Source organism: Aquincola tertiaricarbonis, assembly GCF_023573145.1.
In the GTDB taxonomy this organism is placed as follows: domain Bacteria; phylum Pseudomonadota; class Gammaproteobacteria; order Burkholderiales; family Burkholderiaceae_C; genus Aquincola; species Aquincola tertiaricarbonis_B.
Map to the genome: position 1 here is coordinate 3,648,347 of NZ_CP097636.1, position 15,800 is coordinate 3,664,146.

Below are 15,800 nucleotides of genomic sequence, written 5' to 3' on the forward strand. Positions count from 1 at the left end.
TTCGACTCGGGCCTCAGCCCTTTTTCATGATCAATGCCAGCACGGCCATGGACAGCACGAAGCTGAACCACACGCTGGGCTCCTGCTCCAGCGAGAACCATTGCGCCAGGTGCTCACCCAGGCCTACCCAGGCCAGGTTGATGTAGGCGGCGGTGAGCAGGCCGATGAACAGCCGGTCGCCGCGCGTGGTGGCCATGGGCAGCCAGCCCTTGCGCATGACGGTGGGGCTCTTGAGCTCCCACACGGTCATGCCGATGAGCATCAGCACGATGCAGGTGAAGAAGACGGCGACGGGCGTCGTCCAGACCATCCAGGCAAACATCAGACTCTCCCCATCGCGAACCCCTTCGCGATGTAGTGGCGCACGAACCAGATCACGATGGCGCCCGGCACGATGGTGAGCACCCCGGCCGCGGCCAGCGTGGCCCAGTCCATGCCGGAGGCACTCACGGTGCGGGTCATCGTCGCGACGATGGGCTTGGCATCCACGCTGGTCAGCGTGCGCGCCAGCAGCAGCTCCACCCAGCTGAACATGAAGCAGAAGAACGCCGCCACGCCCACGCCCGCCTTGATCAGCGGCAGGAAGATGGTGAGGAAGAAGCGCGGGAAGCTGTAGCCGTCGATGTAGGCGGTCTCGTCGATCTCGCGCGGGATGCCGCTCATGAAGCCTTCCAGGATCCACACCGCCAGCGGCACGTTGAACACCAGGTGCGCCAGCGCCACGGCCAGGTGGGTGTCCATCAGGCCCACGGTGGTGTAGAGCTGGAAGAAGGGCAGCAGGAACACCGCAGGCGGCGTCATGCGGTTGGTCAGCAGCCAGAAGAAGACGTGCTTGTCGCCCAGGAAGCTGAAGCGGCTGAAGGCATAGGCTGCCGGCAGCGCCACCGTGATGCTGATCACCGTGTTGATGGCCACGTAGATCAGGCTGTTGATGTAGCCCGAGTACCAGCTCTCGTCGGTGAAGATGCGGTGGTAGTTGTCCCAAGTGAAGTCCTGCGGCCACAGGCTGAAGCTGGACAGGATCTCCTGGTTGGTCTTGAAGGACATCATCGTCATCCAGTAGATCGGCAGGATGGCGAAGACGAGGTACAGCAGCAAGAACAGCGTGCGCTTCCGAGTCATGACTGCCCCTCGTCAGATGGGTACATCTGCCGATCCCCCGAGGGGATACGGCCCGGCTTGGGAGCGGCCCGGCGCTCGGGCCTGGTGGAGTTAGTCACCGGTGTGCTCCTTGTCGGCGGTGCCCACGCGCTGCATCCAGTTGTAGAGGATGAAGCACAGCAGCAGGATGATGAAGAAGTAGATCAGCGAGAACGCCGCCGCCGGGCCGAGGTCGAACTGGCCCACGGCCTTCTGCGTCAGGTACTGGCTCAGGAAGGTGGTGGCATTGCCCGGGCCGCCGCCGGTGAGCACGAAGGGCTCGGTGTAGATCATGAAGCTGTCCATGAAGCGCAGCAGCACCGCGATCATCAGCACGCCGCGCATCTTGGGCAGCTGGATGTAGCGGAACACCGCGAACTTGCTGGCGCCGTCGATGCGGGCGGCCTGGTAGTAGGCATCGGGGATGCTGCGCAGGCCGGCGTAGCACAGCAGCGCCACCAGCGGTGTCCAGTGCCACACGTCCATCACCAGCACGGTGAGCCAGGCATGGGTGGCATTGCCGGTGTAGCTGTAGTCGAAGCCCAGCTGCTCCAGCGTGTGGCCCAGCAGGCCGATGTCGGCACGGCCGTAGATCTGCCAGATGGTGCCCACCACGTTCCAGGGAATCAGCAGCGACAGCGCCACCAGCACCAGCACGGCCGAGGCCTTCCAGCCCTGGGCCGGCATGGCCAGCGCGAGCATGATGCCCAGCGGAATCTCCACCGCCAGCACCGACAGCGAATAGATGATCTGCCGCAGCAGCGCGCCGTGCAGCTCCTCGTCGCGCATCACGCTGGCGAACCATTCGGTGCCGACGAACACGCGCCGCTCGGGGCTGATGATGTCCTGCACCGAGTAGTTCACCACCGTCATCAGCGGCAGGATGGCCGAGAAGGCCACGCAGATGAAGACGGGCAGCACCAGCAGCCACGCCTTCTGATTGACCGGCTTGATCGCGCTCATGCCACCAGTTCCTCGTTCTTGTAGAAGCAGGTGTGCGGGCCCACCAGGGCCAGCCACACGGTGCCGCCTTCGCCGGGCACCGGGGTGCCGGGGGCCAGGCGGGCCTTGAGCAGCACCTCGCCCAGGCGGGCGGTGAGCAGCAGGTAGGTGCCCACGTCCTGCACGCGGGTGACGGTGGCCGGCAGCGCGCCTTCGTCACCTTCGGTCGCCAGCTCGACGTACTCGGGCCGCACGCCCAGCTTGAGGTCGCCGCCCGCAGGGGCGGAAGCCAGTGAACTCAGCGAGGCCAGCGGGGGCACGCCCGGCATCGCATGGCCGGCCACGCTGAGCTGGCGGCCGTCCCATTGCGCGGGCAGGAAGTTCATGCCCGGCGAGCCGATGAAGTGGCCGACGAAGGTGTGCCTGGGCCGCTCGAACAGGTCGGACGCGCTGCCCACCTGCACCGCGCGGCCGCGCGTCATCACCACCACCTGGTCGGCGAAGGTCAGCGCTTCCACCTGGTCGTGGGTGACGTAGATCAGCGTGAGCTTGAGCTCATGGTGGATCTGCTTGAGCTTGCGCCGCAGCTGCCACTTCAGGTGCGGGTCGATCACGGTCAGCGGCTCGTCGAACAGCACGGCGCTGACGTCCTCGCGCACCAGGCCGCGGCCCAGCGAGATCTTCTGCTTGGCGTCGGCCGCCAGGCCCGAGGCGCGCATGTCGAGCTGGCCGCTCATCTCCAGCATCTCGGCGATGCGGCCCACCCGTTCCTTGATGCGGGCCGGTGCCACGCCGCGGTTCTTCAGCGGAAAGGCGAGGTTCTCGCCCACGGTCATGGTGTCGTAGATGACCGGGAACTGGAACACCTGGGCGATGTTGCGTTCCTGCGGCGAGGCGCGGGTGACGTCGCGGTCGTCGAACTTCACGGTGCCGTGCGAAGGCTGCACCAGGCCCGAGATGATGTTGAGCATGGTGGTCTTGCCACAGCCCGAAGGGCCGAGCAGCGCATAGGCGCCGCCATCCACGAAGCTCATCTTCAGCGGCAGCAGCGCGTAGTCGCTGTCCTGCTGCGGGTCGGGGCGGTACGAGTGCGCCAGGTCGAGGTCGATGCGTGCCATGTCAGTTGCGTCCGGCCGGGGCCACCAGCAGATCGCCCGCCGCATCGAACACGTAGGCCTGCGCGGGGTCGAGGTAAAGGGTGACGGTGCTGCCGAGGTCGAGCACATGCACGCCGGTGAGCTGGGCCACCACCTCACCCACCGCGGTGGCCACGTGCACGAAGGTGTCCGAGCCGCTGATCTCGGCCAGCTCCACCTGGCCGGGCAGCGCCAGGTCGCCGGGGCGGCCGGTGACGCGGAACGCCGGCGCGCGCACGCCCACGGTCAGGCTGCTGGCGCGGGCATCGTCGGCCAGCGCCAGCGGCAGCAGCGGGCCCCCGGCCAGCTGCACACCGCCGGCGGTGTGGCTGGCGGGCAGCAGGTTCATCGGCGGGTCGCTGAAGGCACGGGCCACGCGGATGGAACGCGGGCGGTGGAACACCTCCGAGGTGGGGCCGTACTGCAGCAGCTCGCCCGCGTCCATCACCGCGGTGTAGCCGCCCAGCAGCAGCGCTTCGGTGGGCTCGGTGGTGGCATAGACGACGGTGGATTCACCGCCGGCGAATAAGGCCACCAGTTCCTCGCGCAGCTCTTCGCGCAGCTTGTAGTCGAGGTTGACCAGTGGCTCGTCCAGCAGCAGCAGCGGCGCGCCCTTGGCCAGCGCACGGGCCATGGCCACACGCTGCTGCTGGCCGCCCGACAGCTCGGCGGGCAGCCGCTGCAGGAAGGGGTCGATGTGCAGCCGCTCGGCCAGCGCCTGGACCTGGCGGTCGATGGCGGCGCGGTCGAGCCCGCCGCGCAGCTTCAGCGGCGAGGCGATGTTGTCGGCCACCGTCATCGACGGGTAGTTGATGAACTGCTGGTAGACCATGGCCACGTTGCGGTCGCGCACCGGCACGCCGGTGACATCGCGGCCGTCCACCATCACCTTGCCATGGGAGGGCGTGTCCAGCCCCGCCATCAGCCGCATCAGCGAGGTCTTGCCGGCCTGGGTGGCGCCCAGCAACACCGTCACGGCATTGGGCTGCAGCCGCAGGTCGATCGGGTACAGGTGGTGCGCCGGCCCCACCTGCTTGTCGACGCGTTCGAGCGAGAGTTCCATCGTCTACTTCTTCGTGGCCATTTCCGGCGGGAGGCCGGCCATGGTCTGATCGGCGGGGGTGGTTTCGCCGGGAAATTGCGCGGCCCACCAGGTGGCGACGGCCGCGCGTTGGGCTTCGGTCAGGTGCAGGCCCAGCTTGGTACGGCGCCACAGCGCGTCATCCGCGCTGCGGGCCCATTCATGCTCGTGCAGGTAGCGCAGCTCGGCCTCGTACAGGTAGGGCGCCACCTCGGCGCCCAACGAGGCCAGGCCGCCGGCTTCGGCCGGCAGGAACAAGGCCACGCGGCTGCCATAGCTGCGGGCCCAGCGTTGGCGCATCGCGGCCGGCAGCCAGGGGTGGCTGCGGCCCAGCGCGGCCTCGAAGCGGGGGATGGCATCGGGCCGGGCCACGGGCGCCACCGCATCGCGGCGGCGGGCGGCGGCGGGGGCCGATACCGAGCGCGCCACATCGGGCCAGGCCGCGATGTCGCCGCCCGGCATCATGGCGCCGGCGGTCCAGGCGCCCTGCGCCAGGCCCAGCGGCGCCTGCAGCAGGTCGGCGGCCTCTTCGGCCAGCTTGCGGAAGGTGGTGATCTTGCCGCCCCACACGCTGAGCAGCGGCGCGGCGCTGGTGTCCAGGTCCAGCAGGTAGTCGCGCGTCACGGCCGAGGCATCGCTCGATTCATCGTCCAGCAGCGGGCGCACGCCGCTGTAGGTCCACACCACGTCGGCCGCCGTCACCGGCTTGGCGAAGTAGCGGCTGGCCTGTTCGCACAGGTAGTCGATCTCCGACTGGTCGATGCGCGCGGTGCCGATGGGGCCGTGGTGCTCGATGTCGGTGGTGCCGATCAGCGTGAAGTCGTCTTCGTAGGGGATGGCGAAGATGATGCGCTTGTCGGGGTTCTGGAAGATGTAGGCATGGTCGTGCTCGAACATCTTCTTGACGACGATGTGCGAGCCCTTGATGAGCCGCAGGCTCTTGCTGCCTTGCAGCCGCGCCTGCTGCTTGAGGAACTGCGCCGTCCACGGGCCGGCGGCATTGACCAACGCCCGCGCCTGCACCGGCTGCAGCGTGCCGTCGGCATGGCGCAGCGTGGCGCTCCAGCCCTGCGGGCTGCGCTCGGCCTGGGTGCAGCTGGTGCGGGTGTAGACGGTGGCGCCGTGTTCCTGCGCGTCCAGCGCGTTCAGCAGCACCAGGCGGGCGTCGTCCACCCAGCCGTCGGAGTAGACGAAACCTTTGGTGAAGCCCGGCTTCAGCGGCCGGCCGGCCGCGTGGCTGCGCAGGTCCACGGTCTTGCTGCCGGGCAGCACCTCGCGCTTGGCCAGGTGGTCGTAGAGGAAGAGTCCGGCGCGGATCATCCAGGCCGGCCGCAGGAAGTTGGCGCGCGGGTCGTGCGGCATCACGAAGCGCAGCGGCCACATGATGTGCGGCGCGGCCTTGATCAGCACCTCGCGCTCGGCCAGCGCCTTGCGCACCAGCGAGAACTCGTAGTACTCCAGGTAGCGCAGGCCGCCGTGGATGAGCTTGGTGGACGACGAGGACGTGTGCTGGGCCAGGTCGTGCTGCTCGCACAGCACCACCTTGGCACCGCGGCCCGCCAGGTCGCGTGCAATGCCGGCGCCATTGATGCCGCCACCGACGACGAGCACGTCGCAGGTCAGGGGCTGGTCGCTGGAGGGCAGCGGATTCAAGGGCGTGTCTCCTGGGCAGGTCGCCGGCCGGGGCCGACGTTCGTTTGAAGTTCGTTTCGCGTTCGTTATCGCGCTTCTTTTTTCGTTTTAGCGGCTTTGTGGCGCGCTGACAAGTAGGCAAACCGCCCGGAGCCAGCCACCGCATTTGCGCCTACCCTCCCAGCCGTGGCCCATTCGCTGAATCCCAATCCGCGCCAGGAAGGCATGCTGGCGCTCGTGAAGACGCGCGGTTCGGTGTCCGTCGAAACTCTGGCCGAGCACTTCGGCGTGACGCTGCAGACGGCCCGGCGCGATGTTCGTTTGCTGTCCGATGCGGGCCTGCTGGCTCGCTTTCACGGCGGCGCGCGCGTGCCCAGCTCCACCACCGAGAACATCGCCTACCGCCAGCGCCAGTTGCTCAACGACGAGGCCAAGCGCCGCATCGCCCGCGCCGCCGCGCAGGCCCTGCCCGACGGCTGTTCGCTCATCCTCAACATCGGCACCACCACCGAGGCCATTGCGCATGAGCTGCTGCAGCGCAAGGGGCTGCGCGTGATCACCAACAACCTGAACGTGGCGGCCATCCTGTCCGACAACCCCGACTGCGAAGTGATCGTGGCCGGCGGCGTGGTGCGCGGGCGCGACCGCGGCATCGTGGGCGAGGCAACGGTCGACTTCATCCGCCAGTTCAAGGTGGACGTGGGGCTGATCGGCATCTCGGCCATCGAGAACGACGGCACGCTGCGCGACTACGACTACCGCGAGGTGAAGGTGGCGCGTGCCATCCTCGAACACTCGCGCGAGGTGTGGCTGGCCGCCGACCACAGCAAGTTCAACCGGCCCGCGATGGTGGAGCTGGGCCGGCTGGAACAGGTGGACCGCCTGTTCACCGACCAGCCGCCGCCGGCCCCCTTTGCGCACCTGCTGGCCGAGGCCGGCGTGCAGTGCGTGGTGGCGGGTGAAGGCCACGAAGACGCAGGAGACAGACCATGACCGCCCGCTACCTGCTGGCGCTCGACCAGGGCACGTCGAGCTCACGCAGCATCGTGTTCGACCACCGCGGCACCGTCGTCGCGATGGCGCAGCGCGAGTTCCGCCAGATCTACCCGCAGCCCGGCTGGGTGGAGCATGACCCGACCGAAATCTGGACCTCGCAGCTGGCCACCGCGCGCGAGGCCCTGGCCGCCGCGCGGCTGAGCACGAAGGATCTGGCCGGCATCGGCATCACCAACCAGCGAGAGACCACGCTGCTGTGGAACCGCCGCACCGGCGAGCCCATCCACAACGCCATCGTCTGGCAGGACCGCCGGGCCGAGCCGCTGTGCGCCGAGCTGCGCGATGCCGGCATGGGCGAGCGGGTGCAGCGCAGCACCGGCCTGGTGATCGACGCGTATTTCTCGGCCACCAAGCTGCGCTGGCTGTTCGACCATGTGCCCGGCGCGCGTGAAGCCGCCGACCGCGGCGAGCTGGCCTTCGGCACCGTGGACAGCTGGCTGCTGTGGCAGCTCACCCGTGGCCAGGTGCATGCCACCGACGTGAGCAATGCCTCGCGCACCATGCTGTTCGACATCCGCCGCAACCAGTGGGACGAAGAGCTGCTGCAGCTGCTGAAGATCCCGGCCAGCGTGCTGCCCGAAGTGCACCCCTCCAGCCACCTGTATGGCGTGGCCGATGCCGAATTCCTGGGCGGCGAGGTGCCGATTGCCGGCATCGCGGGCGACCAGCAGAGCGCCCTCTTCGGCCAGGCGTGCTTTCGCCCCGGGCTGGCCAAGAACACCTACGGCACCGGCTGCTTCATGCTGATGCCCACCGGACCACGCTTCGAGACCTCGGCCAACGGCCTGCTGACCACCGCCGCCGCGCAGGTGGACGGCACGCCCCAGTTCGCCTTCGAGGGCGGTGTGTTCATCGGCGGCGCGGTGGTGCAGTGGCTGCGCGACGGCCTGCGCGCCATCGAGAGCAGCGCCCAGGTGCAGGCCCTGGCCGAGAGCGTGCCCGATGCCGGCGGCGTGGTGTTTGTGCCCGCCTTCACCGGCCTGGGCGCGCCCTACTGGGACGCCGATGCACGCGGCGCCATCGTGGGCGTGACCCGGGGCACCACGGTGGCCCACATCGCACGGGCGGCACTGGAAAGCATCGCCTTCCAGAGCGCGGCGCTGCTGCAGGCCATGAGCCGCGACGCGGTGGCCGCCGGCGGCGCACCGGTGAGCGAGCTGCGGGTGGACGGCGGCGCCTGCGTCAACGACCTGCTGATGCAGTTCCAGGCCGACCTGCTGGGCGTGCCGGTGGTGCGCCCCAAGGTCATCGAGACCACCGCGCTGGGCGCCGCCTATCTGGCCGGTCTGGCCACCGGCGTGTTCGGCAGCCTGGACGAGCTGAGCGAGCAATGGCAGGTGCAGCGCCGCTTCCTGCCCACGATGCCGCGCGCCCGCGCCCAGGCCTTGATGGAAGGCTGGGAGCACGCGGTGCGGCAGGCGACGGCGAAGTAGGCGGCAGCGCGCACCGCGCTGCCCCGCCGCTGATCAGCGCTTCGGTGCCTGCAGCCCGCCGCTGCCGAAGTCCAGCTCGCTGGCCTTCAGCCGCAGCGCCGTCGGGTCGGCCTTCGCCAGTTGGTCGAAGGCCTCGGGCGCGGCGCTGAAATCGCCCACCACCACGGTGCGCAGCGCGCCCTCGGTCCAGCGCCGGCCGGCAAAGGCCTGCACCTGGGCCGGCGTCACCGCCAGGATCTCTTCGACGAAGCGGTTCAGCTCCGACAGCGGCCGGCCGGTGGCCCAGCGTGCGGTGATCAGCGAAGCGATGCCGGCATTGGTGTCCAGCCGGCGCGCGAAGCTGCCCACCAGCGTGGCCTGGCGCGCGGCCAGTTCATCCGCGGTGGGCGGGTTGCCGGCCAACGCCAGCACCTGCTCGCGCAGCAGCTGCGCCACCTGGGCCACGTTGCGGTGGTCGGTCTGCGCACTGGCGTCCCACACGCCGCCTTCGGGCTGCTGCTCCACGCCGGTGCCCACGCCATAGCTCAGGCCACGCTTGATGCGCACCTCCTGGTTCAAGCGCGCCGAATAGCCGCCGCCCAGCACGGCATTGGCCACCTGGGCGATGCGCAGTTCGGTCACGTCCTTCGGCGCCAGCGAGCTGTAGGGCGCCAGCACCAGCACGCTGCTCTGGCCCACGCCGGGCAGGTCCACCAGCACCGTGCGCGGCGCCAGCGGCGCGGGCGTGCCGTCGCGCCGCTGCAAGGGCGCGATGCGGCTGGCGCGCCAGCCGCCGAAGTGCTGGCGCGCCAGGGCCTGGCCGCGTTCGGGCGTCAGGTCGCCGGCCAGCACCAGCAGCGTCTCGTCGGGGCGGAAGCCCTGGCGGTGCAAGGCCACCAGGTCGTCGCGCCGCAGCCGACCCAGCGTGTCGGCGGTGGTCACGCTGCCGTAGGCGCTGGTGCCCCAGTACAGCCGGCGAGCCACCCGGCTGGCGATGCTGCCGGGGTCGCTGTCGCTCACCCGCAGGTTGTCGATGGCCTGCACCCGCAGCCGTTCCAGCTCGTCGGCGGCCAGCGTGGGCTGGCGCAGCACGTCGCTCATCAAGGACAAGGCGGCGTCCACACGCGGCGTGGTCACCGTCATGCCCAGGCTGGTGGAGCGCCAGCCGCTGCCGGCGTCGAGCGAGCCGCCCATCGCCTCGGCCTCGCGGGCGATCTCGGGCGCACTCACCGCGCGGCCCTGGCGGCGGGCGCCCTGGGTCAGGAGGCCGGCCAGCATGTCGGCGCGGCCGGCACGGTCCAGCGGGTCGGTCTCGGCCCCTACGCGCACCAGCAGCCAGGCGCTGACCAGCGGCAGCCCCTGGCGCGGGGCCACCACCACGCTCAGCCCGTTGGGCAGGCGGCTTTCATGCAGTGGCGGCACGGTGACGGGCCGCGGCGCGCCGGCCGGTGGCGGGCGGCTGAAGTCGTCGGCGTCGGTGGCGCTGCCCAGGCCGGCGGGGGCGCTGGCAGGGTTGGCGGGCTGGGCCTGCGCCGCCGAGGCGGCCAGCAGGGCCAGGGCGGGCAAGGCGCCCGCAAGGTCGCGGCGGCGCATCATGGGCGGCTCCCGGTGGGGGTGGTGGCAGGCGGGGCGGCGGGTGGGGATGTGGCTGCGCTGCTGGCAGGCGGCGCTGCGCTGGCGGGCTGACCGCCAGCTGCCGGGCCCGAGGCAGCGGCGTCGGGCGCGGCAGCTGCCTGCACATAGCTCAGCGTCACGCGGTGCGCCTCCAGCACATGGCGGCGCAGCACACGCTGCACGTCGGCCGCGCGCACGGCCTGCAGCCGCTGCAGCTGCTGCTCAGCCTGGCGCGCATCGCCGTACTGGATCACTGCCCAGCCGGCGGCGGCGGCACGGCCGTTGGGCGTCTGCCTTTCCATCAGCGCGGCGGTGAGCAGCTGGGTGCGCACCTTGTCGAATTCGGCCTGGCGGATGGGGCCGCGGGCCAGCGCCTCGATCTCGCGCATCAGCGCCTTCTCTAGCGCGGGCAGTTGCTGTTCGGCCGGCTGGCCACCCACCGCAATCGCATAGGCCACCAGCATGCCGGCGTCGGCGTTCAGGTGGGTCTGGAAGCCCGCGGCCTGGGCCACGCGGTCGCGGTACACCAGCGCCTGGTTCATGCGCGACGACTCGCCACCGGCCAGCAGGGCCGACGCCACGTCCAGCGCGGCGGCGTCTTCGTCACGCGCGGCCGGGCCCTTCCAGATCAAGGCCACCGCGGGCAGCGGCACCCGCGGCGCCTGCAGCGTGGCGCGCAGGTCGGCCTGGCGCGGCGGCTCCTGCACCGTCACCCGCGGAATCGGCGTGGCCGGCCGGGGGATGCGGCCGAAGTAGCGGTCCACCGCCGCGTCGAAGCGGGCGTCGTCCAGGTCGCCGGCCACGATCAGCACCGCGTTGTCGGGTCGGTAGTAGGTGCTGTGGAAGGCGCGCACGTCGTCCAGCGTGGCGGCGTTCAGGTCCTCGATGCTGCCCACCACCGGCCGGCGGTAGGGGTGGCGCTCGAAGGCGTAGCCCGGCAGCGCATTGAACAGGCGGCCGTAGGGGCTGGCCAGCACGCGCTGGCGCAGCTCTTCCTGCACCACGGCGCGCTCGCTGTCGAAGCTGGGCTGGTCCACCTCCAGGTTGGACATGCGCTCGGCCTCGGCCCACAGCAGCCGCTCTAGGTGGTTGGACGGCACCTCGCTTTGATAGGCGGTCGTGTCTTCGGCGGTGAAGGCGTTGTTCTGGCCGCCCACGTCCTCGGTCAGCCGGTCGAAGGTCTCGGACGGCATGTGCCGGGTGCGCTTGAACATCATGTGTTCGAACAGGTGCGCAAAGCCCGAGCGGCCGGCAGGATCGTCCTTGCCGCCGACCCGGTACCAGACCTGCACGCTGACGGTGGCGGTGCTGCGGTCGGGCAGTGCGATGACCTGCAGGCCATTGGCCAGTGTGCGCTGGCGCAGGCCCAGCGGCGGCAGGCTGACGCTGCCGCGGGCAGGCGCCGTGGCTGCCTGTGTGGCCGACGCCAGCCAGGTCAGGCTGGCGGCCGCCGCCAAGCCTGCGATGGTCTGGCGGCGGGTGAGCGGAAGAAGATGCTTCATGCGGGCCATGCTAGCTGGGGCACCCGGCACCCCTGCGGGGCGCCACCCTCCGAGAGGGTCCGAGGCCGCTTGGGAGCGGCCCGGCGCTGGCCTCGGGGCCGCACCCTTTGGCCGACCGTTAAGCCGTGTGACGACCCTTCAAGCCGCCTTGGCGTTGCGCTCGATCCACTGCGCGAAGGCGCCCATGAACTTCTCGAGGAAGGCCTGGGTGTCCGGCTTCTTGAGGCCGCCCTGCTCGTCGAACAGCTCGCCGGCACCGCCGATGTAGGCCTCGGGCTGCTGCAGCACCGGCACGTCCAGGAAGGTGAGCATCTGCCGCAGATGGTGGTTGGCGCCGAAGCCGCCGATGCCGCCCGGGGACAGCGTGACCACCGCACCCGGCTTGCCGGCCCAGGCGCTCTGGCCATAGGGACGTGAGCCGTGGTCGATCGCGTTCTTCAGCGCGCCCGGCACCGAGCGGTTGTATTCCGGCGTGACGAACAGCAGCGCGTCGGCGGCCTTGATCTGCTGCTTGAACTCGGTGACTACCGCCGGCGGGTTGGCCTCGTCGTCCTGGTTGTACAACGGCAGCGCGCCGATCTCGACGATCTTCAGCTGCAGGCCGGCGGGCGCCAGGCCGGCGAGGGCCAGCGCCAGCTTGCGGTTGAGCGACTCCTTGCGCAGGCTGCCGACGATGACGGCGACGTTGCGGTTCTGGGCCATGGGTACTCCTGGACGACAGTGTGGGGACTGCCGTTGTACCGCAAGGCCCCTAGATTTTCTCGACGCGGATGTTCAGGCGGTTGATCAGGTCGTACAGCGTGGGCCGGCTCACGCCCAGCAGCTCCGACGCCTTCTGGATGTTGCCGTTGGCCCGCGCCAGCGCGGCCAGGATGGTTTCGCGCTCGGCCGTCTCGCGGGCCACACGCAGGTCGAGCGAGGTGTCGCCCGCGTCCGAGGGCGGCGCCACGTCGGGCAGGCCCAGGTCTTCGCAGGTGATGCGGTCGCCCTCGGCCATGATGGTGGCGCGCTTGATCACGCTGACCAGCTCGCGCACGTTGCCCGGCCAGGCATGGGCCTCGATGGCGCGCAGCGCGTCTTCGGTGAAGCGCATGGTGCTGCGCTGCTCTTGCGAAAAGCGCTTGAGGAAGGCATGGGCCAGCAGCGCCGCATCGCCGGCGCGGCTGCGCAGCGGCGGGATGTTGACCACGATCTCGGCCAGGCGGTAGTACAGGTCCTCGCGGAAGCGTTGTTCGCCGATCAGCGCCTTCAGGTCCTGGTGGGTGGCGCACACCACGCGCACGTCCACCGGGATGGAGCTGCGGGCGCCGATGCGCTCGATGGTGCGCTCCTGCAGAAAGCGCAGCAGCTTGGCCTGCAGCGAGTGCGGCAGGTCGCCGATCTCGTCGAACATCAGCGTGCCGCCATGGGCCGTTTCGATGCGGCCGGGCGTGGTCTTGACGGCGCCGGTGAAGGCGCCCTTCTCGTAGCCGAAGAGTTCGCTTTCCAGCAGGTTCTCGGGGATGGCCGCGCAGTTGATGGCCACGAACTTGCCGCTGCGGCGCGAAGCCTGGTGCAGCGCCTGCGCCAGCACCTCCTTGCCGGTGCCGCTTTCGCCCAGCAGCATCACGCTGGCGTTGCTGGGCGCCACCTTCTCCACCATGCGGCAGATCTTCAGCATCTCGGGGTCGCGGGTGGTCACGCCCTGCGTCAGCTCGGTGCCGCGCAGCTCGCGCAGGCGCTGGTTCTCGGACTGCAGCTCATGCAGGCGCAGCGCGCGCTCCACCGTCAGGTTGAGCAGCTCCACGTCGAAGGGCTTGGCCAGGAAGTCGTAGGCGCCCAGCTCCACCGCACGCAGCGCATTGGTGCGATCGTTCTGGCCGGTGAGCACGATGACCTTCACGCCGGGGTCCAGGTCCAGCAGCTTTTCCAGCAGCGCGAAGCCTTCGGACACCGAGTCCTTGTCGGGCGGCAGGCCCAGGTCCATGGTCACCACTGGCGGCGTGCAGCGGCGGAACTGCACCAGCGCGCTCTCGCGGTCGGCGGCCGTGACCGATTCGAACCGATCGAGCGACCACTTGATCTGCTTCTGCAGGGCCAGGTCGTCCTCGACGATCAGCAGCTGGGGCGACTTGGGGGTACTCATGGGGCGCTCATCAGGTCGGCTTCGTGGGGCATCTTCGCATCATGCAGGGGCAGCAGGATGGTCATCGTGGTGCCGCGGCCCACCTCGCTGCGCACCTCGATGCGGCCCCCCAGCTCCTTCACGTACTGGTGGCTCTCATAGGCGCCGATGCCCATGCCCGCCGCCTTGGTGGTGCTGAACGGCTTGAACAGCCGGGTGTGGATGAACTCGGGGCTCATGCCCTGGCCGGTGTCGCTCACCACCACGCGGGCCATGTCGCCGGCGCGGTCCAGCGCGATGGCCACCTGGCCGTCGGGCGGCGTGGCGTCCAGCGCGTTCTGCACCACATGGCCCAGCACCCGGGCCAGCCGCTCTTCCTGCCCGCGCACCGACAGGCCCCGCTCGCTGTGCAGCTCCACGGTGCGGCCGCGGGCGGCGGCCATCTCGCGCGTTTGTTCGGCGATGGCGGCCAGGTCGACGCCGCACACCACGCCCAGCGGTTTGTCTCCTTCACGCAACTGTTCCATCAGCGCCTGCATCTTCTCGAGCGAGTTCTCGACCGTCAGCAGCATGTCCTGCTGGAACTCCGGGTTGTGCCGCAGGCGCTTGGCGTTCTGCATCATCAGCGACAACTGGGTGATGATGTTCTTCAGGTCGTGCACCACGAAGGCCGACATGCGGTGGAAGGCATCGAATTTCTGCGCCTCCAGCAATGCCTCGGTGGCGCGGGCCTGGGCCAGGAAACTGGCGGCCTGACGGCTGGCGGTTTTCAGCAGGTCGCGCACTTCCCAGGTGACGCTGGCGGCATGCGCCGGCCGCTTCAGCACCACAAAACCCAGCAGTTCAGACGCACCGACGAACAGCGGAATCACCAGCCAGAAATTGGGGTGGCCGGTCAGCCAGGTGGGCACCACCAGGCCCTTGTAATGGCCGGGCCTGGCGCGGTATTCGTCCAGGTCGATGATCCAGCCGGTGCTGGTGAGAAAGCGGCACAGCTCGGAGCCGGTGGCTTCCGACGCATTCATCGGCGGCACATTCCAGCGCGCGCTCAGCACGTAATCGGTTGCGCCGGTGGCCGCCGTCCACAAGGCGCCGCCAGGGCATTGCAGCATCTCGGCCAAACCCTGCACCGCCCGCGCGCCCATGTCCTGCGAGGCGGTATCACCCGACAGGCGCGCCGTGAAACGCAACCACTCGGCGCGGTAGTCGTAGCGGTAGGCGAAAAAGTTCTTGGCGATGAACACCCGCAGCCGTGCGCGTACACCGCCGGAAATCAGCAGCACCGCCAGCAGCAGCAGCGCGACGAACACCGTGGTGAGCTGCAGCGCCCGGCCCCAGTCGCCACTGAAATACTGGACGAAATACCCCACCGCCGCGACGAACAACAGGTAAGCGCCCACAAACATCAAGGTGGCCGTGTGGAACACCACCGCGCGCGACATTTGCGCGCTGGCCCGCCAATCGGCATGGCGGCGCGTGGCGATGAACAGCAGCGGCACCGCCACCGCATGCACCAGGCCGCGGGCGGCCAAACCGCCACCATCGAGCGCGCCAAACAGGAAAGCGAGCGAAAACAGATAGATATCGAAAACAAAAACGAAACCCAGGCCCAGACACAGCGGCTTGATGTTCCAGTGGAATTCACGCGGGGTGCGGCGGTAGAGCTGCTCCAGCAGCACGATGCCGAAGACAGGCAGCATCAGCCGGGCGAGGAACACGCCGCGCCCGCTGTCCAGCGCGTCGGCGGGGCGCAGCAGATCGGCCACGCCGGCCGCTGCCGCCAGGGCCAGGATCACCGCCCCGGCGATCTTCAGCGGTGAGCGGCCACGGTCGGCCGGCTGCAGCACCCGCAGCAGGTACAGGTAGACGCACGCGTAGCGGGCCGTGTCGAGCAGGCCGCTGATGCCGTCGGCCAGCGACGTCTGCGTGAGGTGGGCGACAAAGCCCCCCAGCGCCCAGGCCGCGGTGGCGGCCATCGCCAGCACGAAGAGGCGGTGCACGCCGGGGTGCTCCACGAACAGGCGGCCCGCGCTGCGCAGGCTGAGCGCGAACGCCGTGTACGCGAAGGCAGTGAATCCCCAACCGTAGACGGCGAAGTCGACCAAAGGCGTTGAGTCCGGAAGAAAAACACAAGGCCGCACAGAGGCGGCCCAGGCGGTGGCAAAAGCCGCGTGGCGGCTG

13 protein-coding genes are annotated in these 15,800 nt (G+C 69.7%); 2 read left to right on the forward strand and 11 right to left on the reverse strand.

Translation table 11 applies throughout. The features are described 5' to 3' along the window. Positions 1 to 13: 13 nt before the first annotated feature. The 6 genes from MW290_RS31285 to glpD form a co-directional block, all read right to left on the reverse strand. Positions 14 to 322 (reverse strand): DUF2160 domain-containing protein, encoded by a 309-nt coding sequence (locus MW290_RS31285; protein WP_250198228.1) that lies wholly within the window; start codon positions 320 to 322, stop codon positions 14 to 16. Further along, complete coding sequence (locus MW290_RS31290; protein ID WP_250198229.1) at positions 322 to 1,122, reverse strand: carbohydrate ABC transporter permease; 801 nt, start codon at positions 1,120 to 1,122, stop codon at positions 322 to 324. The genes MW290_RS31285 and MW290_RS31290 overlap by 1 nt, the downstream gene beginning before the upstream one ends. Positions 1,123 to 1,212: 90 nt before the next feature. After that, positions 1,213 to 2,103 (reverse strand): carbohydrate ABC transporter permease, encoded by an 891-nt coding sequence (locus MW290_RS31295; RefSeq protein ID WP_250198230.1) that lies wholly within the window; start codon positions 2,101 to 2,103, stop codon positions 1,213 to 1,215. Continuing rightward, complete coding sequence (locus MW290_RS31300; RefSeq protein ID WP_250198231.1) at positions 2,100 to 3,200, reverse strand: ABC transporter ATP-binding protein; 1,101 nt, start codon at positions 3,198 to 3,200, stop codon at positions 2,100 to 2,102. The genes MW290_RS31295 and MW290_RS31300 overlap by 4 nt, the downstream gene beginning before the upstream one ends. Before the next feature lies 1 nt (position 3,201). Then, the gene (locus MW290_RS31305; protein WP_250198232.1) at positions 3,202 to 4,281 is read right to left on the reverse strand and encodes an ABC transporter ATP-binding protein; all 1,080 of its coding nucleotides are present in this window, start codon (positions 4,279 to 4,281) and stop codon (positions 3,202 to 3,204) included. A gap of 3 nt (positions 4,282 to 4,284) precedes the next feature. Then, positions 4,285 to 5,952, reverse strand: coding sequence for a glycerol-3-phosphate dehydrogenase (glpD, locus tag MW290_RS31310; protein WP_250198233.1), 1,668 nt, complete (start codon positions 5,950 to 5,952; stop codon positions 4,285 to 4,287). 204 nt (positions 5,953 to 6,156) lie between these two features. On the opposite strand from glpD, the gene MW290_RS31315 reads away from it, so the two are divergent. Both MW290_RS31315 and glpK read left to right on the forward strand, forming a co-directional pair. Beyond that, complete coding sequence (locus tag MW290_RS31315; RefSeq protein ID WP_375142982.1) at positions 6,157 to 6,924, forward strand: DeoR/GlpR family DNA-binding transcription regulator; 768 nt, start codon at positions 6,157 to 6,159, stop codon at positions 6,922 to 6,924. Beyond that, entirely contained in the window at positions 6,921 to 8,420 is a 1,500-nt protein-coding gene (gene glpK, locus MW290_RS31320; RefSeq protein ID WP_250198234.1) for a glycerol kinase GlpK, read from the forward strand. The genes MW290_RS31315 and glpK overlap by 4 nt, the downstream gene beginning before the upstream one ends. A gap of 33 nt (positions 8,421 to 8,453) precedes the next feature. Here the strand turns inward: glpK and MW290_RS31325 are convergent, their stop codons facing one another. The 5 genes from MW290_RS31325 to prsK form a co-directional block, all read right to left on the reverse strand. Continuing rightward, positions 8,454 to 9,995: a M16 family metallopeptidase gene (locus MW290_RS31325; RefSeq protein WP_250198235.1), complete on the reverse strand. Its 1,542-nt coding sequence runs from the start codon at positions 9,993 to 9,995 to the stop codon at positions 8,454 to 8,456. Next, positions 9,992 to 11,515, reverse strand: a complete 1,524-nt coding sequence (locus MW290_RS31330; protein ID WP_250198236.1) for a M16 family metallopeptidase — start codon at positions 11,513 to 11,515, stop codon at positions 9,992 to 9,994. Before MW290_RS31330 ends, MW290_RS31325 begins: the two co-directional genes overlap by 4 nt. Positions 11,516 to 11,653: 138 nt before the next feature. Then, a complete protein-coding gene (locus MW290_RS31335) occupies positions 11,654 to 12,217 on the reverse strand; it encodes an NADPH-dependent FMN reductase (protein WP_250198237.1) in 564 nt (187 codons plus the stop codon). Positions 12,218 to 12,266: 49 nt separating this feature from the next. Further along, positions 12,267 to 13,640 carry a PEP-CTERM-box response regulator transcription factor gene (gene prsR, locus MW290_RS31340; RefSeq protein ID WP_250198238.1) on the reverse strand — a complete coding sequence of 458 codons (1,374 nt, stop codon included), beginning with the start codon at positions 13,638 to 13,640 and terminating at the stop codon, positions 12,267 to 12,269. Further along, positions 13,637 to 15,724, reverse strand: a complete 2,088-nt coding sequence (prsK, locus tag MW290_RS31345) for an XrtA/PEP-CTERM system histidine kinase PrsK (protein WP_250198239.1) — start codon at positions 15,722 to 15,724, stop codon at positions 13,637 to 13,639. Before prsK ends, prsR begins: the two co-directional genes overlap by 4 nt. Positions 15,725 to 15,800 lie beyond the last annotated feature (76 nt).

What these genes read in the sequence shown, in the direction of transcription:
- MW290_RS31285 (WP_250198228.1), bottom strand. Translation starts at nt 322, where the DNA reads ATGTTTGCCTGGATGGTCTGGACGACGCCCGTCGCCGTCTTCTTCACC.
- MW290_RS31290 (WP_250198229.1), bottom strand. Translation starts at nt 1,122, where the DNA reads ATGACTCGGAAGCGCACGCTGTTCTTGCTGCTGTACCTCGTCTTCGCC.
- MW290_RS31295 (WP_250198230.1), bottom strand. Translation starts at nt 2,103, where the DNA reads ATGAGCGCGATCAAGCCGGTCAATCAGAAGGCGTGGCTGCTGGTGCTG.
- MW290_RS31300 (WP_250198231.1), bottom strand. Translation starts at nt 3,200, where the DNA reads ATGGCACGCATCGACCTCGACCTGGCGCACTCGTACCGCCCCGACCCG.
- MW290_RS31305 (WP_250198232.1), bottom strand. Translation starts at nt 4,281, where the DNA reads ATGGAACTCTCGCTCGAACGCGTCGACAAGCAGGTGGGGCCGGCGCAC.
- MW290_RS31315 (WP_375142982.1), top strand. Translation starts at nt 6,157, where the DNA reads ATGCTGGCGCTCGTGAAGACGCGCGGTTCGGTGTCCGTCGAAACTCTG.
- glpK (WP_250198234.1), top strand. Translation starts at nt 6,921, where the DNA reads ATGACCGCCCGCTACCTGCTGGCGCTCGACCAGGGCACGTCGAGCTCA.
- MW290_RS31325 (WP_250198235.1), bottom strand. Translation starts at nt 9,995, where the DNA reads ATGATGCGCCGCCGCGACCTTGCGGGCGCCTTGCCCGCCCTGGCCCTG.
- MW290_RS31330 (WP_250198236.1), bottom strand. Translation starts at nt 11,515, where the DNA reads ATGAAGCATCTTCTTCCGCTCACCCGCCGCCAGACCATCGCAGGCTTG.
- MW290_RS31335 (WP_250198237.1), bottom strand. Translation starts at nt 12,217, where the DNA reads ATGGCCCAGAACCGCAACGTCGCCGTCATCGTCGGCAGCCTGCGCAAG.
- prsR (WP_250198238.1), bottom strand. Translation starts at nt 13,640, where the DNA reads ATGAGTACCCCCAAGTCGCCCCAGCTGCTGATCGTCGAGGACGACCTG.